Source organism: Desulfoluna butyratoxydans (assembly GCF_900699765.1).
GTDB lineage: Bacteria > Desulfobacterota > Desulfobacteria > Desulfobacterales > Desulfolunaceae > Desulfoluna > Desulfoluna butyratoxydans.
Window position 1 is genome coordinate 50,469 of the sequence record NZ_CAADHO010000001.1, and the last position, 23,939, is coordinate 74,407.

Sequence of the window (23,939 nt, forward strand, 5' to 3'; positions counted from 1 at the left end):
AACAAGACAAAGCAAGCAAGTAAAACGGCCTTGATTCCTTATTTTTCAAGCCCGTCAAAACCATAGAGGAAACCATGCCCGCACACACCGACACCACCATCAAACGCGTCAAAGCAAGGGGGACCCTGCTCGCCCTTATGTTTGCCGCGGGGTTTCTGGTCATTGCGACACAGGCGGTCTCCCTGCAGGTCCTCAAACAGGGGTGGCTCAGCCGCAAGGCTGAGGTTCGGTTTGCCCGGTCCGACAAGGTCATGGGCAAGCGAGGCACCATCAGCGACCGCAACGGCCGCCCCCTTGCCGTGAGCATCGCGGCCAAGGCCATCGGGGTCTACCCCAGAAAGGCCGCCGCCATCGACAACGTACCCCAGGCGGCACGGCAGATTGCCTCGGCCCTGAAAATGAGCCGCAAAGAGGTGGAACGGGCCCTGCGGCATCCGAAGTACAACTGGATCAAGCGCCCCGTGTCCCCTGAAATGGGTGCAGCCGTGGCCGCCCTGAAGATTCCCGGCGTGGAGGTCCACCCGTTCCACAAGCGGGTCTACCCCAGCATGGAGCTGGCCGGCCAGCTCATCGGCGCGTCCAAAATCGACGACATCGGCGGGCGCAACGGGCTGGAGTACCGGTACAACGACATCTTAAGCCCCACCACCGCCAACCGCACGGTTAAATGGGACGGCACGGGCAAGCCCGTGGACATCGAGTCGGCCCCCATCGAAAAGATCAGCGGGAGCAACCTGGTCCTCACCATCGACGCCAACATCCAGGACATTGCCGAATCCGCCCTGAGGGACGCGGCCGTCACCCACAAGGCCTCCTCGGGCATGGCCGTGGTGATGCGACCCAAAACCGGCGAGATCCTGGCCATGGCCAACTACCCGGGCTTCAACCCCAACAACTTCGGCGCCTTCAGCGGGGAGACCCGGAGCAACCGCGCCGTCTCTGCTGATTTTGAGCCCGGATCCACCATGAAGGTCTTTGTGGTGGCCGCGGCCCTGGACTCGGGCAAGGTGAAGCGCTCCAGCATTTTTTACTGCGAGAACGGGGCCTATGATATCGGCGGGTTCACTTTCCACGACACCCACGAGTACGAATGGCTCAGCCTTGAGCAGGTGATCAAGTTCTCCAGCAACATTGCCGTGGTGAAGATCTCCGAGATCATCGGCAAAAATGCTCTGTACACGGCGTTGAAAGACTTTGGCTTCGGCCAGAAGAGCGGCATCAACCTCAACGGGGAGTCCCGTGGCATCCTCACCAACGCCTCCAACTGGAACCGGGTCGAGACCGGGGCCGTGGCCTTTGGCCAGGGGGTTTCGGTGACCGCCGTTCAGCTGGCCACCGCCTACTCCGCCCTGGCCAACGACGGCATGCTGGTGAAACCCTGGATCGTCAAGGAGGTTGTCTCCCCCAACGGTGAGAGGGAGAAGGCCTTTTCATCCCCGGGCCAGAAACGGATCATCAGCCCGGACACCGCCCGGTTCGTAAAAAAAATCATGGCCTCGGTCACCGAAGAGGGTGGCACCGGGGTCAAGGCGGCCCTCACCGGCTACACGGTGTGCGGAAAGACCGGCACCGCCCAGAAGATCGGGCCGGACAAGCGCTATTTCAAAGACCGGTACATTGCCTCCTTTGCGGGCTTTGTCCCCATGAAGAACCCTGAACTGAGCATCGTGGTCGTCCTGGACGACCCGAGAAGCGGCGGGTACTACGGCGCCACCGTGGCCGGCCCCGCCTTTCGAGAGATTGCATACAAAACCCTGGACTACCTGCATGTTGCCCCGGAAACCGAATCCATTCCGGAGAAACTGCTTCTGGCCTTGAAGAGCGAGGAGAAGAAGTGACATTATCCTGCCTCACACATAATATAGGAGACCTGCTGGCAGCCCCGCTGCCCGAGGCGGACCCTCTGGTATCCGCCGTTCAGTACGACTCCCGAAAAGTAACCGAAGGCGCCCTGTTCGTGGCTGTCCCCGGAGAGGCGGTGGACGGCCACCGCTACATTCCGGAAGCCATTGAGCGCGGGGCCGTGGCCGTCCTCGGGGAGCTTCCCCACGACGACCTTTCCGTCCCCTACATCCAGGTCACCGACTCGCGCAAGGCCCTTGCGCTGATCTCGGCAACCTTTTACGAGAACCCGGCCGACCGGCTCACCCTCGTTGCGGTCACCGGCACCAACGGCAAAACCACCGTGGCCTATATCATGGAGAGCATCTTTGCTGCCGCAGGCCACTCCGCCGGGGTCATGGGCACCATCAGCACCCGGTTCTGCGGAAAAGAAGAAACCAGCACCATGACCACCCCCGAGTCCCGGGATATTCAGGATACCCTGGCCCGCATGGCCGACGCCGGGGTCACCCACGCGGTGATGGAGGTCTCCTCCCACGCCCTGGCCCTGGACCGTGTGGCCGGATGCGCCTTTGACGCAGCCATCTTCACCAACCTCACCCAGGACCACCTGGATTACCACGGCACCATGGAGATCTACGGCGAGGCCAAGCGCCAGCTCTTCGAAGGACACCGAAAAAAGGGCGGCGCCGCTGTCATCAACATGGCCAACGAACACGGGCGCCACCTGACCGAGACCCTCACCGGTACCGTCTTCCCTGTGGGAGGCGACACCGGCGCCCTTACCGCCGACCACATAGAGGTGGCCATCGACGGCATCAAAGGCGAGTTCGTCACCCCCGAGGGGCGCACACCCTTTGCCTCCGGGGCCACGGGCCGCTACAACCTGGAGAACATCCTCTGTGCCGCAGGGGCCGCCCTTTCCGTGGGCATTCCCATGGACGCCGTGGTGCGTGGGGTTGCCGCCTTCAAGGTACCGGGACGCCTGGAACGGGTGGACACCACATGCGGGCGTCACCTTTTTGTGGATTACGCCCACACCCCGGATGCCCTTGAGAATGTCCTGTCCACTCTCCGGCACCTCGTGCCGGGACGGCTCATCTGCGTGCTGGGATGCGGCGGAGACCGGGACCGCACCAAGCGCCCCCTGATGGCGGGCATCGGCGCGGCATACAGCGATCTTGCCGTCCTTACATCGGACAATCCCCGGAGTGAAGCACCCGAAAAAATTATCGAAGACATGGTTCCGGGTATAGACGGGGAAACAAGTTTCAGGTATGAACCTGAGCGTCTCTCAAAGGATTTTTCCCGAAAAGGGTACGTGGTGGTTGTCGACCGCCGCGAGGCCATCGGCCTGGCCGTGGCGTCGGCCCGTCCCGGAGACACCGTGCTGGTGGCGGGAAAGGGCCACGAGACCTACCAGATCATCGGTGACAGGCGACTCGATTTTGACGACAGGAAGGAGGTTTTGAAGGCGGTTGAAGACAGAAGATAGGTCATACCCGATGCCCTGGAGCACGGGGGATGTCCTGGCGGCCACCGGAGGTGAACTGGCCTTCGGAGACCCGGACGCCACCCATGCGACCGTCTCCACAGACACCCGATCCATCGGTAATAACAGTATTTTTATCGCCCTCAAAGGCGAATCCTTCGACGGACACCGGTACATCGGTGTGGCCGTGGACAAAGGCGCCAGCTGCATCGTGGCCGCCTCTGCCGCCATGGAAGGGGTGGAAACCGGTGCCTGGAAAGCTGCCGGTGTGTCCCTGGTCCTGGTAGACGACACCCTGGCCGCCCTGGGCCGCCTCGGCCGGTTCAACCGCGACCGAAGCCACGTCCGCCTCATCGCCATCACCGGCTCCAACGGCAAGACCACCACACGGGCCCTCACGGCCTCGGTGCTGGCGGTTCGCCATGCAGTCCACGCCACCCGCGGCAACTTCAACAACGAAGTGGGCCTGCCCACAACCCTTTTGCGCCTTGCCCCCGAGCACCGCTGGTCGGTGGTGGAGCTGGGCATGAACGCCCCCGGGGAGATGACCCGCCTGGGCCACATCTGCCGGGCCGACATGGCCGTCATCACCTGCATCGGTGAGGCCCACCTGGAAGGGCTGGGCACTGTGGAGCAGGTGGCCGAGGCCAAGGCTGAACTCCTGGACACCCTGGAGAGTAGCGCCGTGGTCATCCTCAACGGGGACGACCCGCACCTGAGAAAGATCGCTTCAGACCGCGGGCTCTCACCTGTCTGGTACGGTTTCTGTGAGGACGCCCATGTCCGGGCCGAGGAGATCTCCTGGGAGGCAGGCCTCCAGCGCTTTACCCTCTGCCACAACGGGGAGAGGGTCCGGGCCGCCATTCCCCTGGCCGGGACCTTTATGGTGCAAAACGCCCTGGCGGCGGCCGCCGCCGGAATCCAGGCAGGGCTCACCCTCGCTGAGATCGCCCAGGGCCTTGAGGCAGCCACCTTTGAACCGGGCCGCCTCACCATCCGGGAGACCCAGACAGGCATCCACGTCATCGACGACACATACAACGCCAACCCCCTCTCCATGGGAGCGGCCCTCACCACCCTCTCCCGCCTCAAGGAAGACCACCGGGCCCTGGCGGTTCTGGGAGACATGCGCGAGCTCGGCAAGGGAGCCCCGGGCTTCCACCGCGAGCTGGGCAGAAAAGCCGCTGAGTCCGGAGTGGCGGGCCTTTACGCCTGCGGCGACTTCGCAGGAGAGATCAGGCTGGGTGCCCTGGAAGCAGGGCTCCCGGACCATTGTATTTACACAGGCACGAAAGATGCCCTCATGGAGCGCATCTTACACGATATCCACACAGGAGACTGGGTCCTTGTCAAAGGATCCCGCTCCATGGGCATGGAACAGATCGTCACCGATCTGCTGTGCAGGTAGCAGGACGTTATGATTTACAACCTTCTTTACGGTCTTTATGGGGACATCTCGTTTTTCAACCTGTTCCGATACATCACCTTTCGAACCATTTACGGCACCATCACGGCCTTTCTCATCTGCTTTCTCATGGGCCCCTGGCTCATCGACAAGCTCCGGAGCCTCCAGATCGGGCAGTACATCCGGGAGTGCGGCCCGGAAAGCCACCTGGGCAAGGCCGGCACCCCCACCATGGGCGGGGTGATGATCCTTCTGGCCATCATCGGCTCCTCCCTGCTCTGGGCGGACATCAAGAACCCGTATGTCTGGATCGTCCTGCTGGCAGCCGCCGGCTTCGGCCTCATCGGGTTTACCGACGACTACCTGATGCAGATCAAAAAACGCAGCAAGGGCCTCTCCGCCAGGGGGAAATTTACCCTCCAGGCCCTTCTGGCCCTTCTCATCGGGTGGCTGGTCTACAGCTCACCGGGTTTTTCCACCACGGTGACGGTGCCCTTCCTTAAAAACGTGCAGCCGGACCTGGGCTTCGGGTACATCTTCTTTGCCGCCTTTGTCATCGTGGGGTGTTCCAACGCCGTAAACCTCACCGACGGCCTGGACGGCCTGGCCACCGGCCCCATGATCATCGCCAGCATCACCTACATGGTCTTTGCCTATGTCTCGGGCCACGCAGGGATTGCCGAGTATCTCCAGATCCCCTTTATCAAGAACGGCGGGGAGATGGCCGTCCTCTGCGGCGCCACAGCCGGTGCCGGGGTGGGTTTTCTCTGGTTCAACTCCTACCCGGCCCAGATTTTCATGGGGGACACGGGCTCCCTGCCCCTGGGGGCCATCCTGGGGACCATCGCCGTCATCACCAAGCAGGAGATCCTGCTGGTCATCGTGGGGGGGCTCTTTGTCATGGAAGCCCTCTCCGTTATCATCCAGGTCACCTACTTCAAGCTGACGGGCGGCCAGCGGATCTTCCGCATGGCACCGCTTCACCACCATTTTGAGCTCAAGGGCTGGCAGGAACCCAAGGTCATCGTCCGATTCTGGATCATCTCCGCCATGCTGGCCCTCCTGGCCGTCAGCACGCTCAAGATTCGATAGGAGTCACCATGAAGCTTTCCGGTAAACACATCGTTGTGGTGGGACTGGCCCGTTCCGGGGCCTCCATCGCCCGTTTCCTCGCAGAGCGCGGGGCCAGTGTCGTCATCAGCGACGCCAAGCCCAGGGAAGCCCTGGGCGACCTGCCTGCAGCCATGGAGGCCGAGGGGATTGCCCTGGACCTGTCCGGGCACACGCCCCATCTCTTTGAATCCGCGGACCTGGTGGTCCTGAGCCCAGGCGTGCCCCACACCATTGCCCCCATCAAGCGGGCCCGTGAGATGGGTGTCTCCGTGGTGGGGGAGATCGAGCTGGCGTCCCGATTCATCGAGGCCCCCATGCTGGCCGTCACCGGCACCAACGGCAAGACCACCACCACGGCCCTGCTGGGCGAGATGCTCACCGCCTCGGGAAAGAAGGTGTTTACCGGGGGCAACATCGGTACCCCCCTCACCGAGTACTTACGCAAAGACGACCCCGCCGAGGTGGTGGTGGTGGAGGTGAGCAGCTTTCAGCTCGACACCATCGAAAGCTTCAGGCCCCACGTGGCGGTGCTTCTCAACATCACCGACGACCACCTGGACCGCTACCCCGACTTTGACGCATACAAGCGCTCCAAGGGGCGCGTCTTTGAAAATCAGCATCAGGACGACGTGGCCATCCTCAACACCGCCGATGGCCACGTGGCCGATATCGGCCGTGTCCTCAGGAACCGCAAGCTCACCATCGGCGGAATCGGCCCCAATGCCGCGGCCGTCACACGGAACCAGGTGACCATCCGCACCCCGGGGCTCCCCGAGGTTAAGATCGACCTGTCGAAGTCGTCCCTGGTGGGAGAGCACAACCGTCAGAACATTGCCGCTGCGGCCCTGGCCGCCCTGTCAGCCGGTGCCACCCCCGAAGGGGTCCAGGATGCCGTGGACAATTTCCAGGGACTGCCCCACCGCATCGAGTACGTGGACACCGTCTCCGGCGTGAAATTTTACAACGACTCCAAGGCCACCAACATCGACGCCGTGGAAAAGGCCATCACCGGGTTTGACGACCCCATCGTGGTCATCATGGGAGGACGCCACAAGGGAGGCCACTTCTCGGCCCTCACCGGGGCCCTGAAGAAAAAGGCCCGGGCCATCGTGGCCATCGGTGAGTCAAAAAAAAAAATCGTTTCGGACCTGGCCCCCTGCATCAAAACGGTTGAGGCGGGGGACCTGGACGATGCCGTGAGCAAAGCCTTTTCCAAAGCCCGGAGCGGGGACGCGGTGGTTCTCTCCCCGGCCTGCTCCAGCTTTGATATGTTTACCAACTACAACGAACGGGGCGACAAGTTCCGCGAATCGGTCCACAGACTGAAAGCACAGCATGGCTAACGATAAGGAAACAAAGCATTACGGTCTCTACGACCCCTGGCTTTTCTACACCACCTTCACCCTGGTGGGGCTGGGCCTGCTGATGATTTTCAGCGCCACGGCCCAGAGCAGCAACGGCCTGTTCTACCTCAGGCGCCAGGTTCTCTTTGTGGTGGCAGGCACCATCACCATGGTTGTTGCCAGTCGAATTCCTTACCGATGCTGGAAAAAAATTGCCGTTCCGTTTATGTTAGTCACCTTGGGCCTGGTCATTGCCACCCTGTTCCCGGTGATCGGCCACAAAATCAAAGGGGCCTCGCGCTGGATACGCATCGGCGGATTTTCCATACAACCCACGGAATTTCTCAAGATTGCCCTGGTGATGCTCCTGGCCGCGTCTCTGAGTAAAAAGGCCGAAAAGGTCCGCCAGTTTGAGATCGGGGTCCTCCCCCACCTCATGATTATAGGGGTCATTGCCCTCATCGTGAACCTTCAGCCGGACTTCGGCACCGTGGTGGTCCTCTGCGCCGTCACCTGGATCATGCTTTTTCTGGGAGGCGCCCGGCTCCTGCACATCGTGGCCCCCCTGGTGCCCCTGGTCATTGTCCTGGCCCTCTTTGTCACGGGGGAAGGCTACCGCATGGCGCGCATCAAGGCCTTCATGGACCCCTGGGCCGTGGAGAAAAACGGAGGCTATCAGGTGACCCGGTCCCTCATGGCGTACGGCTCCGGAGGCATCACCGGCAAAGGGCTCTCCAACAGCGAGCTTAAGCTCAAGCACCTGCCGGAGTGCCACACCGATTTCATCTTCCCCATCCTGGGGGAAGAGCTGGGCCTCATCGGGGTCCTTTCCGCCCTGGGCATCTACGTGCTGCTGTTGACCCGGGGCTTCCTGGCAGCCATGCGCTGCCCGGACATGTTTGGCTGCCTGCTGGCCGTGGGAATCTGCGCGGTCATCGGGCTACAGATTATTATCAATCTTGCGGTGACCATGGGCATGCTTCCCCCCACGGGACTCACCCTTCCCCTCATGAGTTACGGGGGAAGTTCACTGCTTTGTACCATGACGGGCATCGGTATCATCATGAACGTGGCCCGGGAGGAACCGCATGCTCGCTAAAAAAGAGTGCCGCCTCGTGGTGGCCGGAGGGGGCACCGGCGGCCACCTGTTCCCAGGCATTGCCATTGCCAAGGCCTTCTGCCGGAAAAAGCCCGGCACCAGGGTGCTGTTCATCGGCACGGACAAGGCCTTTGAAAAAAAATGCGTCACCCGGGAGGGATTTCACCATACGGCGGCAGGGGCCTCGGGCATCAAGGGCCTGGGTCTGAAGAAAAAACTGGCCGCCGCCGTCAAGCTGCCCCTGTCCGTTGTCGGCTGCATGGTCAAGCTGATCCGCTTTCGTGCCGATGCGGTGGTGGGGGTGGGCGGCTTCTCCTCCGGCCCGGTGATCCTGGCCGCATGGCTCTTGCGCCGCCCGGTGGTGCTCCACGAACAGAACTCGGTGCCCGGCATCGCCAACCGCCTGTCGGCCCGGTTTGCAAAGAAAATATACCTGACCTTCCCGGGAAGCGCGGCGTGGTTCCCGGAAGAAAAGTGCATCCTCTCCGGCAACCCGGTGCGTGAAGAGATCCTCGGCATCGAGCCCTCCCAAAGGGACACCGCATCCCCCACCCTGCTGGTGGTGGGCGGCTCCCAGGGCGCCGTGGCCCTTAACCGGGCCGTCACCGAGGCCCTGCCCCGGCTCAAGGCCATGGGGCTCACCGTCATCCATCAATGCGGCGACGCCGATGTGGAGCGGGTGAAGGCCTGTTATGCCGGGGCCGAAGTCAACGGAGAGGTCCTGGCCTTCATCGACAACATGTCCGGGGCCTATGCCCGGGCCGACCTGGTCCTCTGCCGGGCCGGGGCCACCACCCTGGCGGAGTTGACGGCCATCGGAAAAGGCGCCGTGCTGGTGCCCTTTCCCCACGCCACGGACAACCACCAGGAGATCAACGCCAGGTACCTTGAAGACAACGGCGCGGCCCGCATGATTCTGGAAGCGGACCTCACCGGAAACGGGCTGGCCGATCTCCTTGAAGAGCTGCTGGACAACCCGGAGGCCCTTGGGGCCATGGATCAAAACGCAAAAACGCTGGGGCGTCCCGACGCCTCGCAACACGTGGCCGAGGGCATCCTCGACCTCACAAAAAAAACGACCTGACCCCCATCATCTGAGTACAACGGGGCAAACCATAAGCAGGACTGTGCATGTACCAAAAGAAATACCATATTCACTTCGTGGGCATCGGCGGCATCGGCATGAGCGGCATCGCGGAAATTCTCGTTCGCCTGGGTTACACCGTCACCGGCTCCGACCTTAAAGCCTCGGCCAACACCAGGCGACTGGAAGAGCTGGGCTGCAAGGTCGCCATCGGCCACGCCGCCGAGAACATCGGCGATACCGACGTGGTGGTCACCTCCTCTGCCGTCAACGGGAAAAACCCCGAAGTGGCGGCCGCCAAAAAGAGCGGGATTCCCATCATCCCCAGGGCCGAGATGCTGGCCGAGCTCATGCGCCTGAAGTACAGCATCGCCGTGGCCGGGGCCCATGGCAAGACCTCCACCACCTCCATCACGGCGGCCATCCTGGAAAAAGGAGGGTTCGACCCCACGGTGGTCATCGGCGGCGTCCTGAAAAGCAAGGGCACCAACGCCATGCACGGCCTGGGGGATTTTATCATTGCCGAGGCCGATGAGAGCGACGGGTCGTTTTTAAAATTCTCCCCGTCCATTGCCATCATCACCAACATCGACCGGGAGCACCTGGACCACTACGGCAGCCTGGCCGCCATCAAAAAGGCCTTTGTGCAGTTCACCGAGCGGGTTCCCTTTTACGGGCTCTCCATCCTCTGCATGGACAACGAATCCGTGCAGGAGATCCTGCCGGAGCTCACCGGCCGCTACACCACCTATGGTCTCAACACCCGGGCCGATTACCAGGCCAGGGGCATCTCCTTTGAGGGGAGCCGAAGCACCTTTTCGGTTTATCATCACGACGAGCTTCTCGGGGAAATTACCCTCAACCTTCCCGGGGTGCACAACGTCTCCAACTGCCTGGCCGGCATTGCCGCCGCCCGGGAGATCGGCATCGACTTTCCCATGATCAAGTGCGCCCTGGAGAACATCGAAGGGGTCAAGCGGCGCCTGGAAAAAAAGGGCGAGAAAAACGGGGTCATGGTGGTGGACGATTACGGCCACCACCCCACGGAGATCAAGACCACCCTTCTGGCCGTGCGGGAAAGCTGGCCTGAAAAACGCATCGTGGCCGTGTTCCAGCCCCACCGGTACACGCGGACCCGGGACCTCTTCGATGAGTTCACCCGGGCCTTCTACAACACGGATACCCTGAAGATCCTGCCCATCTACGCGGCCAGCGAAGACCCCATCGACGGCGTTGACAGCCGAAGCCTGGGGGAGATGATCGAAAAACGCGGTCATGAAGACGTGGGCTGCTGCAACAGCTTTGACGAGGTACTGGACAACCTGGAAGAGACCCTGGAAGAGGGAGACATCCTCCTGACCCTGGGCGCAGGGGACGTCCTCAAGGTGGGTGAGATGTACCTGCAGCGGGAAGAGGCCTGATCATGGCCGCCCTGGACCCCATAGCCGCCCTCTCCGCCCTCTATCAGGGCGTGCTCAAAAAAGGGGAGCCCATGGCCGGCCACACCACCTTCAGGACCGGGGGCCCTTGTGACCTCTACCTGGAGCCCGAAAGCCTGGACGACCTGCGCATCGCCGTGGCCTTCCTCACCCAGCAGGGCATGCCCCTCACCGTGGTGGGGGGCGGCAGCAACCTGCTGGTCCGGGACAAAGGCATCGAAGGAGCCGTCATCTCCCTGGCCGGGCTCGACACCCAGGTCACCGAAACCCGGGAGGGGGAGTCCACCATCCTGACGGTTCCCGCAGGGGCCAAGACCCAGCACCTGTGCCGGTATGCCGCGATGAACGGCCTTGAAGGGCTCACCTTTGCCACGGGGATTCCCGGCACCGTGGGCGGGGCCCTTGCCATGAACGCAAGCACCGACCCCAAGGGGTTTGGGGCCATTGTGGACGCCTTGACGGTGGTGGACATCTCCGGAAAAATCCGCACCGTGCCGCGCAGCGCCCTTGAAATCGGCTACCGCCACCTTGCCATTGACGGCAAAACCCGCCATGATGACGGGTTTCCCATCATCGTGGAGGTGAAGCTTCGTCTCACGTCCGGGGACAGCGACGCCCTGGTGGCCCAACGCGAAGCCCTTTTGACCCGACGCAAGGCAAGCCAGCCCGTGGGCCAGGCCAGCGCCGGATGCTTTTTCAAGAACCCGGAAGGCGGCCCTTCAGCGGGCAAGCTCATCGACGATTTGGGCCTCAAGGGAGAGGCCGTCGGAGGAGCGAAGGTCTCCGAGCTGCACGCCAACTACCTGGTCAACGCAGGAGGCGCCACCACCGCCGATATTCTGGCACTGGCGGCACGTATCAAAGAGAAGGTCCAACAGGCCCACGGCATAACCCTGGAAGAAGAGGTGACCCTTGTCGGCAGGGAAACGTAAACCAGCCAAAAAGAACCGCTTCGTGGTACCTGAAGCGGTCCGCCTGGAGAGGCGGCGCCAGAGGCGCCGGGCCTTCCTCTTCGGCACAGGGCTTCTCTGCCTGGCCGCCGTGTGCAGCGCCCTGTGCGTGGTCTCCTACGCCTGGCTGACCCAGACCCCCTTGTTCAAGGCCCGGTTCGTCATCGTCTCGGGCAACCGTGTGGTCACCCACGGGGCGGTCCTGGAGACGGCGGGCATCCACAACGGGGACAACATCTTCGGCATCAACCTGGATGTGGCCCGAACACGCCTTGTGGCCCACCCGTGGGTGGATACGGCGTCCGTCATCCGGGAGTTTCCCAACCGGATCATCATCCGGGTCACCGAGCACACCCCGGTGGCCGTGGCCGAAATCGGTCACCCCTACCTGGTGAACAGCCGGGGAGAGATTTTCGAGAAGGGCAGCAAGGCCTTTGAAGGCCTTCCCGTCTTCAAGAACCTGAAGCGAGGCAGCCTGCCTTTGGCCGACGGTGCTTCCGCAGACCGCAGCGGCACCGTACACAGGGAGATCAAGGAACTTATTCCCCTGCTGGACAGCCTGACCCGAAAGGGGGGCCGTTTTGTCATGACCGGTGCCGTGGCCGACCCGGACACCGGCCTTCGCCTCCTCACCGAAGGGGCGACCCAGAGCATCGACCTGGGATTCGGCCACTACGAGAAAAAAATCAAGCGGGTAAACGAACTCTTTGCCCTTCTGGAAAAAAAAGTGAACCTTACCGCTGTTGCCGCCATCGACGTCAGTGACCCCAACAGCGTTGTTATCAAACCGGCAAAAAGTTAAAGGAGGATGCCCATGCAGGCACATGAGGATATTATTGTCGGCCTGGATATAGGCACAACAAAGATCTGTGCTGTTGTCGGGGAACGCTCAGGGGACGACGTAAACATCATCGGCACCGGCACCCACCCCTCCATCGGGCTCAACAAAGGGGTGGTCATCGACATTGAGGCCACAGTGGATTCCATCAAAAAAGCGGTGGAAGAAGCAGAACTCATGGCCGGTTGCGAAATCTCCTCCGTCTATGCCGGAATCGCAGGCGGGCACATCACCAGCCTCAACAGCCACGGCGTCATCGCCATCAAGGGGCGCGAAGTAACCCAGGAAGACGTGGACCGTGTCATCGAGGCGGCAAAAGCCGTTTCCATTCCCATGGACCGTGAGGTGATCCACGTGCTCCCCCAGGAGTACATCGTCGACGACCAGAAAGGGGTGCACAACCCCATCGGCATGACCGGCGTTCGCCTGGAAGCCAAGGTGCACATCGTGGTGGGTGCGGCCTCCTCGGCCCACAACATCATCAAGTGTGCCAACAAGGCGGGCCTGGATGTCAACGACGTGGTCCTTGAATCTTTGGCCTCGGGCAGCGCGGTCCTCACCGACGAAGAGCGGGACCTGGGCACCGCCCTCATCGACATCGGAGGCGGCACCACGGACCTGGCCGTCTTCTCCGGCGGCAACATCCAGCACACTTTTGTGCTGGCCATCGGCGGCCTGCAGCTCACCAACGATATCTCCATCGGCCTTCGGGCGAGCAAGAACGACGCCGAAAAAATCAAGCTCAAGTACGGCACCTGCCTGTCCAGCGCCGTCTCCCCCACGGAGACCATCGAGGTGCCGGGCATGGGTGGCCGCGAGCCCCGCAGCATGCCCCGCCAGGTGCTGGGAGAGATCCTGGAACCCCGGGTGGAAGAGATCTGTGCCCTTGTGAAGCGTGAAATCTTCCGGGCCGGCCTTGAAAACCAGATCGCCTCGGGCATCGTCCTCACCGGGGGCTCGTCCCTCCTGGACGGCATGACCGAGGTGGCCGAAAGCATCTTTGACCTGCCCACCCGCCTTGGCAAACCCCGCCAGATCGGCGGCCTGGTGGACATCGTCAGCAACCCCATGTACGCCACCGGCGTGGGGCTCGTGCTCTACGGCACCGAGAACCAGGTGGAGAAGAAGTTCCGCATCCGGGACGACAACATCTTTCAGCGGGTCACCACCCGCATGAAAAAGTGGTTTTCCGACGTGATGTAGGGGAGAGGATGCCGCCCGGCACAGGGCGGTAACCGATACATCCGTTCGACATACAGCAAGCTATTTCTGATCTGCCGTTTCCATCGGAACCCTGCCGGGCGTTGGCGAGGCTCCGGGCGGGGAGACGGCATAACAAAGGACCAGTAACCGATGATGAACAAGAGTGGAGGTGGGAGATGAGTTTTTCTTTTGTAGACAGTGACAAGTCGGCAAAGATCAAGGTTATCGGAGTCGGGGGCGCCGGAGGCAACGCGGTCAACAACATGATCGAGGCGAGTCTGCACGGCGTGAAGTTTATCGTGGCCAACACCGATGCCCAGGCCCTGGAAAACTCCAAGGCCGAAACCAAAATCCAGATCGGCGGAAAGCTCACCGAGGGACTCGGTGCAGGCGCCAACCCGGAGCTGGGAAAGCAGGCCGCCCTTGAGAACGTGGACGCCATCCGTTCGGCCCTCCAGGACAGCCACATGGTCTTTATCACCGCGGGTTTAGGCGGCGGCACAGGCACCGGCGCCGCACCGGTGGTGGCCCAGATCTGCAAGGAGCTGGAGATCCTCACCGTGGCCGTGGTCACCCGACCCTTCTCCTTTGAGGGCAAAAAACGCGCCCGCCAGGCCGACCTGGGCCTGGAAGAGCTCAGAAAGCACACGGACACGGTCATCACCATCCCCAACGACCGCCTGCGAAGCATCGCCGAGAAAAAGGCGACCATGATCGACATGTTCCGCAAAGCCGATGAGATCCTCCACCACTCGGTGAAGGGTATCACCGACCTCATCATGATGCCCGGCCTGGTCAACCTCGACTTTGCCGACGTGCGCACCACCATGCGACGTGCCGGCCTTGCCCTCATGGGTATCGGCATCGCCTCCGGTGAAAACCGTGCCCGGGAAGCGGCCCAGAAGGCCATTGCCCACCCGCTTCTGGAGGACATCTCCATCCGTGGCGCCAAGGGCGTGCTCATGAACATCACCAGCGGCCCGGACCTCACCCTGGATGAAATGACCGAAGCCTCGGACTTCATCCACGACCAGGTGGGAGAAGACGCCGAGATCATCTGGGGTCAGGCCATCGACGAAGAGATCGGCAACGAGATGCGCATCACTGTCATTGCCACGGGCATCGGCGAAGAGGGCGACGCCCCTTCCGTGGACCTGCCCAAGCGCAACCTCGATGCCATTGAAAAGCGCGGCAAGGTCCGTGACCTTACCTTGAACGAGCTTGAGCTCAACACCCACACCCTGGAGGAGCCTGCCTATGTGCGCCACAACATCCCTGTGGGAAGCACCCAGGGCACGGCCGTGTCCTCAGCCGCGGGGCTGACCATCAACGCCGAGGAAGACCTGGACATCCCCACCTTCCTCCGCAAAAAAGCGGACTGATCCGCTTCCGCAACCCACGTCTGCGCCCGGGGTTTCCCCACCCTGTGACGCGCAACCCGGGAGTGTGCTTACGGAACCGCGCCGTCACCTGATGTGACGGCCCGTTGTCCTGCTGCCCCCTGCCGCCTGTCGGCTTTCCCTTTCTGCAGTCCCAACGCCGAAGGAGTGTCCCACCCTCCTTCCGACTGCAGAAAGGGCCCCGGGTTGTTTTAAGGCGTTGTTTCCCTTCTGTTTCCATGATACTTTTTCTACTAATGCTTATCTGATGGCCCGGGCCCCTGTCCCTGATGCGTCCACCTGCGCCTCCTGACTCTCCGTCGCCTTCTCCCCTTGCCCCGACGCCGACATACCGCATGACCCATTTTAAGCCCAGGCCGTTTATTAAAACGCCAACCAGGGTTTGCCCTCTCCGAACCCATGATGGAGGAAAAAATGAGCGTTCTCGTAGGAAAACCGGCCCCTGATTTCCAGGCCGTTGCCGTCAAATGCGGGAGTTTTGATGAATCGTTCCGGCTCTCGGACCTTAAAGGCAGATACATCGTCCTCTTCTTCTACCCCCTGGACTTCACCTTTGTCTGCCCCACCGAGCTCCACGCCTTCTCAGACCGCCTCCCCGAATTTGCCGACCGAAAGGTGGAGGTGGTGGCCGTGAGCGTGGATTCCCACTTCAGTCACCTGGCCTGGCTCAACACCCCCCGAAACGAGGGGGGCATCGAAGGGGTGGCCTACCCCATTGTCTCGGATATCCACCGATCCATCTGCAAGGACTACGATGTCCTGGCAGAAGAGCACGGGGTGGCCCTTCGCGGCCTTTTCCTCATCGACCGGGATTTCATCGTCCGTCACCAGGTGGTCAACGACCTTCCCCTGGGCCGAAACGTGGACGAGGCCATCCGCATGGTGGATGCCCTGAAATTCTTTGAAGAGAACGGAGAGGTCTGCCCCGTCAACTGGAGCCCCGGCGCCAGGGGAATGAAACCCTCATCGGATGGCCTTAAAGAGTACTTCGAATAAGCCCGTTCCGGGGCTGATCTGCCCCTTTGTTCCGTAGCGGTGTCCCCGGAGGTGAGTCATCGCCCCGCCATGGGACGCCGTTACGGCCGCCCAACTTTGATTTTTCCCGTTGTCGTCTTTTCAGTGCTATTCTCCCGGGTTTTGAAAAACCGAAAACCCGGAGTACTGCATGGCACGACAGACGGACACCAGGAGCTGCGACATCGAGCGCCCCGCCACCTGGAAAAAATTCAACACCACCCTCTGCACAGACTGCATGGCCCTGTGCTGCTACCTCATCGTGGAGGTCACCACCAGCGACCTCATCCGCCTCGGCATCACCGATGAAGAGGAGGTGGCCTTTGACATGAAGGGCCTTGTGAAACGCCTCAAAAAAGAGGGCATCATCACCCGCTGCAACCTCTCCAAGGGAAAGTTCACCCTGGCCACGCGCAAAAAGGGAGGCTGCTGCTTTCTCGACGACCGCAACCGCTGCAGCGTCTACGACGACCGTCCCGAGGTGTGCCGCATGCACCCGACCCGCCTGTCTCCGCGTCTCGGGTACTGCCCCTGGTCCCCGGCCCGTTAAGGCCTTGCGCGCCGCACGCCCGCTATTTTTTGCTTCCTGTTGCAATCCGAAGGGGAAAGGAGTAAGGATACGGCACCACGCGATACCTTGCCCCTTAGCTCAGGTGGGCCCGAGCCTTGACAGACCCCGTCCGCCCCATTGACATCAACGAACCGGTGAATCCCATGGAACCCGCCATCGTCTTAGACAACGTCTCTTTTTCCTACACCCGTCACCCGGTCCTCGACGGCGTCACCCTCACTGTGCCCAAGGGAGACTTCGCCATGGTGGTGGGCCCCAACGGCGGGGGAAAAACCACCCTGATCAAGTTGATCCTGGGCCTTCTGGCACCCACCTCCGGCCGGGTCTCCCTCTTCGGCAAATCCCCTGAGGCGGCCTGGAACCAGGTGGGCTACATGCCCCAGTACACCCATGTGGACATGGCCTTTCCCGTCTCGGTCATGGACGTGGTCCTCATGGGACGGCTCACCCAGTCGAGGCGATGGCGCTACTCGAAAAACGACCGGGAAGCCGCCCGACATGCCCTCAACGAGGTAGGGCTCCTGGAAAAACAGAAAAAACCGTTCAGCAGCCTCTCCGGCGGCCAGCGCCAGCGGGTCCTCATCGCAAGGGCCCTGTGCAGCAACCCGTCCCTCCTCTTGATGGACGAGCCCACGGCCAACGTGGACCCGGCCGCCGAAGCCACCCTCTTTGAACTCCTCTCCAAGCTGAACAGCCGCATGACCATCCTGGTGGTTTCCCATGACTTGGGGTTCGTCTCCAAGGTGGTCAAGAGCGTTATCTGTGTTAACAAAAAGGTCCTGGTCCACCCCACGAGCAGCCTGGACGGAACCCTCATCAACGAAATCTACGGAGGCGACCTTCGCATGGTGCGCCACGACCACCGATGCAGCCACCAGGGCCACTGCATCAACGAGGCCCTTACACACCCAACCCCCTTTATGCCGCACCCTGATAAGCCATGATCGAATTTTTCCACGCACTCTTCGACCCCAACAGCAGCTTTCTCCGCCTCGCCCTGGCGGCAGGGACCCTTGCCAGCATCTCCTTCGGCATCATGGGCACCTATGTGGTCACCCGGCGCATCGGCTACCTGGCCGGAGCCATTGCCCACTGCGTCTTCGGCGGCATCGGCGCCGCCCTCTACCTCAAACACCGATGGGGAGTCACCTGGCTCGATCCCATGGCCGGGGCCCTGGTAAGCGCCATCGTGGCCGCGGTCCTCATCGGCCTGGTCAGTATAAAGGCAGGGGAACGGGAGGATTCCATCATCGGGGCCCTCTGGGCCGTGGGCATGGCCTCGGGGCTTATCTTCATCGATCTCACCCCGGGTTACTTTGAGCTCTCCAGCTACCTCTTCGGGGACATCCTCCTCATCTCACACCAGGATGTCCTGATGGTGGCGGGCCTGGACCTGGTCATCATCCTGCTTGCCGTCATGTTCCACCCCACCTTCCTCTCCATCTGCTTTGACGAGGAGTTTGCCACCTTAAGGGGCATCAACACCCCCTTTTTCTATATCCTCCTTCTCGTCATGACGGCAGTCACCGTGGTGCTCCTGGTGCGCCTCGTGGGCGTGATCATGGTCATCGCCATGCTCACCCTGCCCGCTGCCGCGGCCTCCACCCTGAGTCGCCGCCTCTCGGTCATCATGGTCCTGGCCACGGGCTTTGCCCTCCTTTTCAACTGGAGCGGCCTGGCTTTGAGCTACACCCTGGACCTCTCGGCAGGCCCGGTGATCATCTCCGTGGCGGGCCTCGTCTACTTAGGGCTCCTGGCCCTCTCCCGCGTGCTCCCCAACAGGTGAGCCGTATCGCGCACCCGGCATCGTCACTCCCCGATCCCGTGAAGGGTACCAACCCACCCCTCCCGCATCGCGTACAGTGGTTTGCACAAAAACCGCGTTACGCCTTTAAGAATCCCTGAAACTCCCGTCAAATGGGCGTTGCACTTCTTCCCGCCATGGAAGCCCCCCAGAAAACACCGGCCAGCTCGCACCACCAAAGAATCTAAAATAACAGAGAATATTTCATAAAACCGTCATTTTCAGGGTCACATTCCGGTACGAAGGCCCCTTGAAACAGGCTTGAACGTTTTTTTGCAGCCCCTCGAAACCTGCCCCGGAGAACGGACAATCGATTGTTTTTTCATATCATTACGATAAATAAATTTTACCCCTTCACTGATACGTGATGTATCAGATAATAGATATCTATTGATTCCAGCGCCAATATTGGCTAAGAATCGTCTCCAACATATCACATGTTCCTCTTTTAAGAACCCGTTCGACGCAGAACGGGCAGGGTTGGGGGATCCTGTTAAAAGAGAAACGATGACCGGAGCCCGGTCATGATGGCTGAACGATTACGGGAACAGTCGCATGGGCCTTTCACCGATTCGCAACGCAGCGTTTCGGGCGGATACCCCTCCCCTTTCCTTCGTCGCGTTCGCCATCTGCTGTTATTCATTTCATCGTTGGAGGATTTATGAAGTTCTTATTCAAGGCGATCGTCCTGCTCCTTGCGGCAGCGACACCCGCCTTTGCGGAAACCAAAAAAGGGGTCAGCCTCGACCACGTCTTTGAGCCCATTTCTAATTTTCTCACCGGTTTTATCTTCTACAAAGTCCATCTCTTCGGCAACGACTGGTCCTTGATCGTCTGCCTCCTCATCTCCGCAGGCCTCTTCTGCACTTGCTACCTGGGATTCATCAACATCCGCGGATTCAAACACGCCGTCCGCCTGGCCAAAGGCGACTACATCGACGACCACGCCGCAGGCGAGGTGTCCCACTTCGGCGCCCTGTGCTCCGCCATCTCCGGCACCGTGGGTATGTCCAACATCGCCGGTGTCCCCATTGCCATCATGATCGGCGGTCCCGGCGCCATCTTCTGGATGATGTTCGCCGCCTTTATCGGCATGTCCGCCAAGTTCACCGAGTGCACCCTGGCCACCAAGTACCGTACCTACAAAGAGGACGGCACGGTCAAGGGCGGGCCCATGTACTACCTTTCCCAGGGCCTGGCCGCCCGCGGCATGGAGGGGCTCGGAAAATTCGTAGGCAAGTTCTACGCCTGGGGCCTAGTCCTCGGCTGCCTGGGCATCGGCAACCTCTTCCAGTCCAACCAGATCTACAACCAGCTTAAAACCATGTGCAACAACGAAGGCGCCATCATGCACCTGGGCTGGCTCGTGGGCCTCATCGGTGCCGTCATCGTGGGCATCGTCATCATCGGCGGCATGAAGCGCATTGCCTCCATGGCAACCAGGATCGTGCCCGTCATGGTCTTCACCTACCTCGCACTGGTGGCCATGGTCCTCCTTCTCAACGGCTCCTTCATCCTGCCCGCCATCAAGCTTATCATCGCCGACGCCTTCACCGCCAAAGCAGCCGGCGGCGGTATCGCGGCCGCCATGATGATCGGATTCCAGCGCGCCGCCTTCTCCAACGAATGCGGCCTGGGCACCGCAGCCATCGCCCACTCCGCCGTCCAGACCGATGAACCCGTCACCGAAGGCTTTGTCTCTATGATCGAGCCCTTCATCGACACCATCGTGGTTCAGTTCGCCACCGCCCTGGTGGTGGTCACCACCATGATCGCCGTGCCCGAGTACGTCAACATGGGCCTGCAGGGCATGCCCATGAGCTCCTGGGCCTTTGAGCGCCACTTCAGCTTCGCCGTCTACCCCCTGACCTTCGCCGCCATCCTCTTCGGATTCACCTGCGCGGTCTCCTGGGCCTACTACGGGCTGAAGGCCTTCGAATACATCGTGGGCGAAGACCCCAAGCTGGGCCTTGGCTACAACATCTTCTACTGCCTGGTCTACTGGTCGGGGGCCATGATCAACCTGAAGTACGTCGTCAACATTGCCGACGCCCTCATCTTCGTGGTCTGTATCCCCAACATCATCGGCCTCTACATCATGGCACCTGAAGTAAAAGAGGAGCTGAACAACTACCTCGCACGCCTGAACTCAGGAAAAATCCTTTCCTCCAGAGAGAAGCGCAAGCTGGTCGCCACCAAAGCCAGTAAGCCAGCCATGGCAACCTCTCGTTAAACAACGGTCCATCTTCACTCCCTTGTGATGTGACCTGCGTTTATCCCTTCTCTCGCCCATAAAAAAACGGGAAGGGGCTTTAAAAAGCCCCTTCCCGTTTTTTCTTTTGGTCCGTCAAACCACAGCCACTCCTTACGAGCGCATCTTTATCCCCCCGCTTTTTTCACGGTAAACCCCTTGGCTTTCAGCGCCTCCACCAGCTTGTCCCGGTGGTCCCCCTGAATCTCGATGACCCCGTTTTTCACGCTGCCGCCGGTGCCGCAAAGCTGCTTCAGGTCCTTAGCAACGGCCTTGAGCTCGGCCGCATCACCGGGAATGCCCGTCACCAGGCTCATGCCTTTGCCTTTGCGGCCCTTGGTCTCGCGCATGACGCGAACCACGCCGTCCTGCTTCACCGCAGGGTCAGCCGGGGTCCCCTTCTTCTTTTTCCTGCAGGTACAGCTCTTCACCGGCTTGCCGCAGGAGGGACAGACCCTGCCCGTCTCCGTGGAATACACCAGTCGGCTGTTGGAATCACCGCCCATTGCCATTCTCCCGTGTCTTGTGGTCACATCTGTTGCCCCCGGCCGGGCCAGGGGATTTAAACCGCTCTGGCGGTCATAGCATAATAGCAAATGAAAGGCTAAGGGCCAAAGGGCTTCAAGGTACCCCACTTTGCACCCGGAGGGAAAATCACAAACAAAAAGGGCAACCGGTTTCAGAGAAACAGACTGCCCTTTCCTGCTGGTGCGATGTGGCGCATCAAGCCCCTGTCATGCTGCTGAACAGCCGCGTCCCGGTCAGGGCGCCATAAGGGCATCGAGGCGCTTCGGGTTGTCGGTCATGATGCCGTCCACCTTGAACCACTCCATCTGGCGTTTCATCTCGATCTCGGTGTTGACGGTCCAGACATAACACTTCATGCCGAGGATGCGGATTTTGGCCATGAGAGCCTGGCTCATCATGGCGGCCGGGAGGCAGAGAACGTCGGCGGGCATTTCGTAGTCCTCTTTTTTCATGATGGCCGTGGGGGTAAAAGTAAACTCAAGCACCCCTTCGGTGGGAAAAATCGTCTTGATGGCAAGGCCCCGCTCATGGGCCTTTGCCTTGATCAGATCCAGGGTCGACTGATCAAAACCACCCAGAATCAGCTTGTCCTGCATGGTGTAGGCCTCGATGAGGTCCAGCACCTTGTCCACGATAACCCCTCCTTCCTGCTTGATCTCAAGGACCATAGGGGCGCCGCTGAGCTCACCGTCCGTAAAGACGTCCTCCAGGGTGGGCAGGGTCAGACCCTTGCCGCGCCAGGGGTAGGTGGCCCCGTCGTCCGGGGTAAACCGGTACCCCGCATCCAGGGCTTTGACCTGGGCCAGGGTCATGCCGGCAATGGCCCCGGTGCCGTCGGTGCAGCGGTCCACGGTCTCGTCGTGGGAGACCACAACCACCCCGTCGGAGGTCATGTGCACGTCCCCTTCCAGGGTGTCTGCCCCTTCGGCCAGGGAGTTTCGGTAGGCCACCAGGGTGTTTTCAGGTGCCAGCTCGCCGCCGCCCCTGTGGGCGATGTTCTTAAAGCCTGTGTGGTGCTTCAGAAAGTAGTTGTCCGGAACCACGATCCCCTCTGCAATCTTCTCACCCACCTCGGCCCAGTCCCAGGCAATGGTGTCCGGGTGGATCCAACCGTACCCTTCGGTGTCGAGGAGCCAGAAATCAGGCTCGTAATGGATCTGAAAGGGAACGTAAAGTATCCTGTTCGCCACGGCCCCGTAACCATCCTGCCGCACGGTGTCCCCCACCATGCCCCGGGCATTGGCGCCGCCGTAGAGATCCTTCAAAATCTTCAGGCACTCTTTTTTAAAGGTGTTGCTGTGCTCAAAAAGCATGTCTTCCTTGACGATGATGGGGATGGTGCGGTGGTCGCCCGTTTCAAAGTGGCTCATCATCTGGGCCCTGCAGGCGTAGCGAAGCTCCGGGAACATCCCTGTGACGATGACAAGGTCGTTGCCCTCATCCATGAGGGCGGGAATCACTGATTCCACCGTGTCGTCCACGTAAGGCCAGTCCCCCTGGAACACGTTGAGAAAATCCACCCAGTCCTGAAGGGCGTTGAGACCGCCGGTGGCGTGGATGGTGTTGTCATGATCCGCGGCGATCATGCCGGGGTTAAGCTCCGCATCCTCGGAAAGCACCCGGACGATGCCCAGGTTGTCGGCTGTGTACTCGGTCTCGCTGAAATAGACCCGGGCCTGGAGCTGAAGGGTCACAGGGGCCGCTTCAAGATAGGACGCCGGAAGCCTCTCCTTCAGGGAGGAGAGACGGGCTCGGCCGTCTCCATCCGTAAGGATCGGATCTGCCATGAGGGGAACCCAGTCGGTCTCGCCAAAGGCCCTCACCGCAAAGCCCACATGGGCCCCTTCCACTTTTTCCGCAAAAACCAGATCGGCAAAGGAGACCTTCGCCGCATCAGCGACCTTGTACACCATGGCGTTGGGCAGCACCTCACCGGCCCCGTCCGGGCCGCCGGTCACCCCGTCCGAGACCACAATCACCGTGTTCTCCGGTGTCAGGTCCGAATCACAGCCCATGGCGCCCAGGGCCACCAACACCATCAAGCCGATCCAAAGCGCGTGTTTCACCTTCATCCTGTGCCTCCTTCTCTGATTTGGTTGGGGCTCGTGCACCTAAGGCATATCTCGGATGATTTGCAGGATCCGTTGCGCGGATGAATGCCAGGTTTGCCTGAGCCCGTTGCTTGTTGACCTTCGACCTACCCGAAACAATGGAATTTCTGATGTAGATTTCGTCAGTTTCACGTTATATTTCGCCGTTGATTATCACAAATAATGTTTATACAATCAAACATATTATTAAGCACATCCCATGCTATTTTAAGTGGTTAACCAGACATCTCTCAGAGAACAACAGGCTGTTTTCCTGGGCAGATGAGCGGTCATCACCTACATGCCGCCCCCCCCTTGACGACGCCCCCCACAAGACTTCGCCATATTCAATTTCCAGTCATATCAGCCGCCACGGATCCATTCCTTAAATCCGTGGAAGAAAAGGGTGTCCGCTATTGACGATCTCTGCCACATTGCTTAAAGAGTTCGGACAATACATTGACAAACGCATG

Annotated in this window: 19 protein-coding genes; 17 read left to right on the top strand and 2 right to left on the bottom strand. The window is 60.8% G+C overall.

Going from position 1 to position 23,939, the window contains the following annotated elements:
• The first annotated feature begins 74 nt into the window (after positions 1-74).
• The 17 genes from MSL71_RS00320 to MSL71_RS00400 all read left to right on the top strand — a co-directional run bounded on the left by MSL71_RS00320 (position 75) and on the right by MSL71_RS00400 (position 20,830).
• The gene (locus MSL71_RS00320; protein ID WP_180136698.1) at positions 75-1,838 is read left to right on the top strand and encodes a peptidoglycan D,D-transpeptidase FtsI family protein; all 1,764 of its coding nucleotides are present in this window, start codon (positions 75-77) and stop codon (positions 1,836-1,838) included.
• Positions 1,835-3,337, top strand: a complete 1,503-nt coding sequence (locus MSL71_RS00325) for a UDP-N-acetylmuramoyl-L-alanyl-D-glutamate--2,6-diaminopimelate ligase (RefSeq protein WP_218950910.1) — start codon at positions 1,835-1,837, stop codon at positions 3,335-3,337. Before MSL71_RS00320 ends, MSL71_RS00325 begins: the two co-directional genes overlap by 4 nt.
• Positions 3,338-3,347: 10 nt before the next feature.
• Entirely contained in the window at positions 3,348-4,742 is a 1,395-nt protein-coding gene (locus MSL71_RS00330) for a UDP-N-acetylmuramoyl-tripeptide--D-alanyl-D-alanine ligase (RefSeq protein ID WP_180136699.1), read from the top strand.
• A 9-nt stretch (positions 4,743-4,751) separates the two neighbouring features.
• A complete protein-coding gene (gene mraY, locus MSL71_RS00335; RefSeq protein WP_180136700.1) occupies positions 4,752-5,831 on the top strand; it encodes a phospho-N-acetylmuramoyl-pentapeptide-transferase in 1,080 nt (359 codons plus the stop codon).
• Between the two features lie 8 nt (positions 5,832-5,839).
• The gene (murD, locus tag MSL71_RS00340) at positions 5,840-7,195 is read left to right on the top strand and encodes a UDP-N-acetylmuramoyl-L-alanine--D-glutamate ligase (protein WP_180136701.1); all 1,356 of its coding nucleotides are present in this window, start codon (positions 5,840-5,842) and stop codon (positions 7,193-7,195) included.
• Positions 7,188-8,294 (top strand): putative lipid II flippase FtsW, encoded by a 1,107-nt coding sequence (gene ftsW / locus MSL71_RS00345; protein WP_180136702.1) that lies wholly within the window; start codon positions 7,188-7,190, stop codon positions 8,292-8,294. The genes murD and ftsW overlap by 8 nt, the downstream gene beginning before the upstream one ends.
• Positions 8,284-9,378, top strand: a complete 1,095-nt coding sequence (gene murG, locus MSL71_RS00350; protein WP_180136703.1) for an undecaprenyldiphospho-muramoylpentapeptide beta-N-acetylglucosaminyltransferase — start codon at positions 8,284-8,286, stop codon at positions 9,376-9,378. The genes ftsW and murG overlap by 11 nt, the downstream gene beginning before the upstream one ends.
• 47 nt (positions 9,379-9,425) lie before the next feature.
• Entirely contained in the window at positions 9,426-10,799 is a 1,374-nt protein-coding gene (gene murC / locus MSL71_RS00355; RefSeq protein ID WP_180136704.1) for a UDP-N-acetylmuramate--L-alanine ligase, read from the top strand.
• A gap of 2 nt (positions 10,800-10,801) precedes the next feature.
• Entirely contained in the window at positions 10,802-11,749 is a 948-nt protein-coding gene (gene murB, locus MSL71_RS00360) for a UDP-N-acetylmuramate dehydrogenase (RefSeq protein WP_180136705.1), read from the top strand.
• A 22-nt stretch (positions 11,750-11,771) separates the two neighbouring features.
• On the top strand, positions 11,772-12,569 hold the full coding sequence (locus MSL71_RS00365; RefSeq protein ID WP_180136706.1) for a cell division protein FtsQ/DivIB: 798 nt from the start codon (positions 11,772-11,774) through the stop codon (positions 12,567-12,569).
• A 12-nt stretch (positions 12,570-12,581) separates the two neighbouring features.
• Positions 12,582-13,808, top strand: coding sequence for a cell division protein FtsA (gene ftsA, locus MSL71_RS00370; RefSeq protein ID WP_180136707.1), 1,227 nt, complete (start codon positions 12,582-12,584; stop codon positions 13,806-13,808).
• A gap of 176 nt (positions 13,809-13,984) precedes the next feature.
• Positions 13,985-15,190, top strand: coding sequence for a cell division protein FtsZ (ftsZ, locus tag MSL71_RS00375; protein WP_180136708.1), 1,206 nt, complete (start codon positions 13,985-13,987; stop codon positions 15,188-15,190).
• Positions 15,191-15,622: 432 nt separating this feature from the next.
• Entirely contained in the window at positions 15,623-16,204 is a 582-nt protein-coding gene (locus tag MSL71_RS00380; protein WP_180136709.1) for a peroxiredoxin, read from the top strand.
• 169 nt (positions 16,205-16,373) lie between these two features.
• Positions 16,374-16,772 carry a YkgJ family cysteine cluster protein gene (locus tag MSL71_RS00385; RefSeq protein WP_180136710.1) on the top strand — a complete coding sequence of 133 codons (399 nt, stop codon included), beginning with the start codon at positions 16,374-16,376 and terminating at the stop codon, positions 16,770-16,772.
• Between the two features lie 116 nt (positions 16,773-16,888).
• Complete coding sequence (locus tag MSL71_RS00390; RefSeq protein ID WP_246317674.1) at positions 16,889-17,737, top strand: metal ABC transporter ATP-binding protein; 849 nt, start codon at positions 16,889-16,891, stop codon at positions 17,735-17,737.
• Positions 17,734-18,579: a metal ABC transporter permease gene (locus MSL71_RS00395; protein ID WP_180136711.1), complete on the top strand. Its 846-nt coding sequence runs from the start codon at positions 17,734-17,736 to the stop codon at positions 18,577-18,579. The genes MSL71_RS00390 and MSL71_RS00395 overlap by 4 nt, the downstream gene beginning before the upstream one ends.
• A 679-nt stretch (positions 18,580-19,258) precedes the next feature.
• Positions 19,259-20,830, top strand: a complete 1,572-nt coding sequence (locus tag MSL71_RS00400; RefSeq protein ID WP_180136712.1) for an alanine/glycine:cation symporter family protein — start codon at positions 19,259-19,261, stop codon at positions 20,828-20,830.
• Between the two features lie 146 nt (positions 20,831-20,976).
• Here MSL71_RS00400 and MSL71_RS00405 read toward each other — a convergent pair whose 3' ends face one another.
• Positions 20,977-21,354: a translation initiation factor Sui1 gene (locus tag MSL71_RS00405; RefSeq protein ID WP_180136713.1), complete on the bottom strand. Its 378-nt coding sequence runs from the start codon at positions 21,352-21,354 to the stop codon at positions 20,977-20,979.
• Positions 21,355-21,609: 255 nt separating this feature from the next.
• Complete coding sequence (locus tag MSL71_RS00410; protein WP_180136714.1) at positions 21,610-23,448, bottom strand: glycerophosphodiester phosphodiesterase family protein; 1,839 nt, start codon at positions 23,446-23,448, stop codon at positions 21,610-21,612.
• Positions 23,449-23,939: the final 491 nt, after the last annotated feature.

What these genes read in the sequence shown, in the direction of transcription:
- MSL71_RS00395 (WP_180136711.1), top strand. Translation starts at nt 17,734, where the DNA reads ATGATCGAATTTTTCCACGCACTCTTCGACCCCAACAGCAGCTTTCTC.
- MSL71_RS00380 (WP_180136709.1), top strand. Translation starts at nt 15,623, where the DNA reads ATGAGCGTTCTCGTAGGAAAACCGGCCCCTGATTTCCAGGCCGTTGCC.
- murC (WP_180136704.1), top strand. Translation starts at nt 9,426, where the DNA reads ATGTACCAAAAGAAATACCATATTCACTTCGTGGGCATCGGCGGCATC.
- MSL71_RS00400 (WP_180136712.1), top strand. Translation starts at nt 19,259, where the DNA reads ATGAAGTTCTTATTCAAGGCGATCGTCCTGCTCCTTGCGGCAGCGACA.
- ftsW (WP_180136702.1), top strand. Translation starts at nt 7,188, where the DNA reads ATGGCTAACGATAAGGAAACAAAGCATTACGGTCTCTACGACCCCTGG.
- ftsA (WP_180136707.1), top strand. Translation starts at nt 12,582, where the DNA reads ATGCAGGCACATGAGGATATTATTGTCGGCCTGGATATAGGCACAACA.
- MSL71_RS00385 (WP_180136710.1), top strand. Translation starts at nt 16,374, where the DNA reads ATGGCACGACAGACGGACACCAGGAGCTGCGACATCGAGCGCCCCGCC.
- mraY (WP_180136700.1), top strand. Translation starts at nt 4,752, where the DNA reads ATGATTTACAACCTTCTTTACGGTCTTTATGGGGACATCTCGTTTTTC.
- murD (WP_180136701.1), top strand. Translation starts at nt 5,840, where the DNA reads ATGAAGCTTTCCGGTAAACACATCGTTGTGGTGGGACTGGCCCGTTCC.
- MSL71_RS00320 (WP_180136698.1), top strand. Translation starts at nt 75, where the DNA reads ATGCCCGCACACACCGACACCACCATCAAACGCGTCAAAGCAAGGGGG.
- MSL71_RS00410 (WP_180136714.1), bottom strand. Translation starts at nt 23,448, where the DNA reads ATGAAGGTGAAACACGCGCTTTGGATCGGCTTGATGGTGTTGGTGGCC.
- MSL71_RS00405 (WP_180136713.1), bottom strand. Translation starts at nt 21,354, where the DNA reads ATGGGCGGTGATTCCAACAGCCGACTGGTGTATTCCACGGAGACGGGC.
- ftsZ (WP_180136708.1), top strand. Translation starts at nt 13,985, where the DNA reads ATGAGTTTTTCTTTTGTAGACAGTGACAAGTCGGCAAAGATCAAGGTT.
- MSL71_RS00330 (WP_180136699.1), top strand. Translation starts at nt 3,348, where the DNA reads ATGCCCTGGAGCACGGGGGATGTCCTGGCGGCCACCGGAGGTGAACTG.
- murB (WP_180136705.1), top strand. Translation starts at nt 10,802, where the DNA reads ATGGCCGCCCTGGACCCCATAGCCGCCCTCTCCGCCCTCTATCAGGGC.
- murG (WP_180136703.1), top strand. Translation starts at nt 8,284, where the DNA reads ATGCTCGCTAAAAAAGAGTGCCGCCTCGTGGTGGCCGGAGGGGGCACC.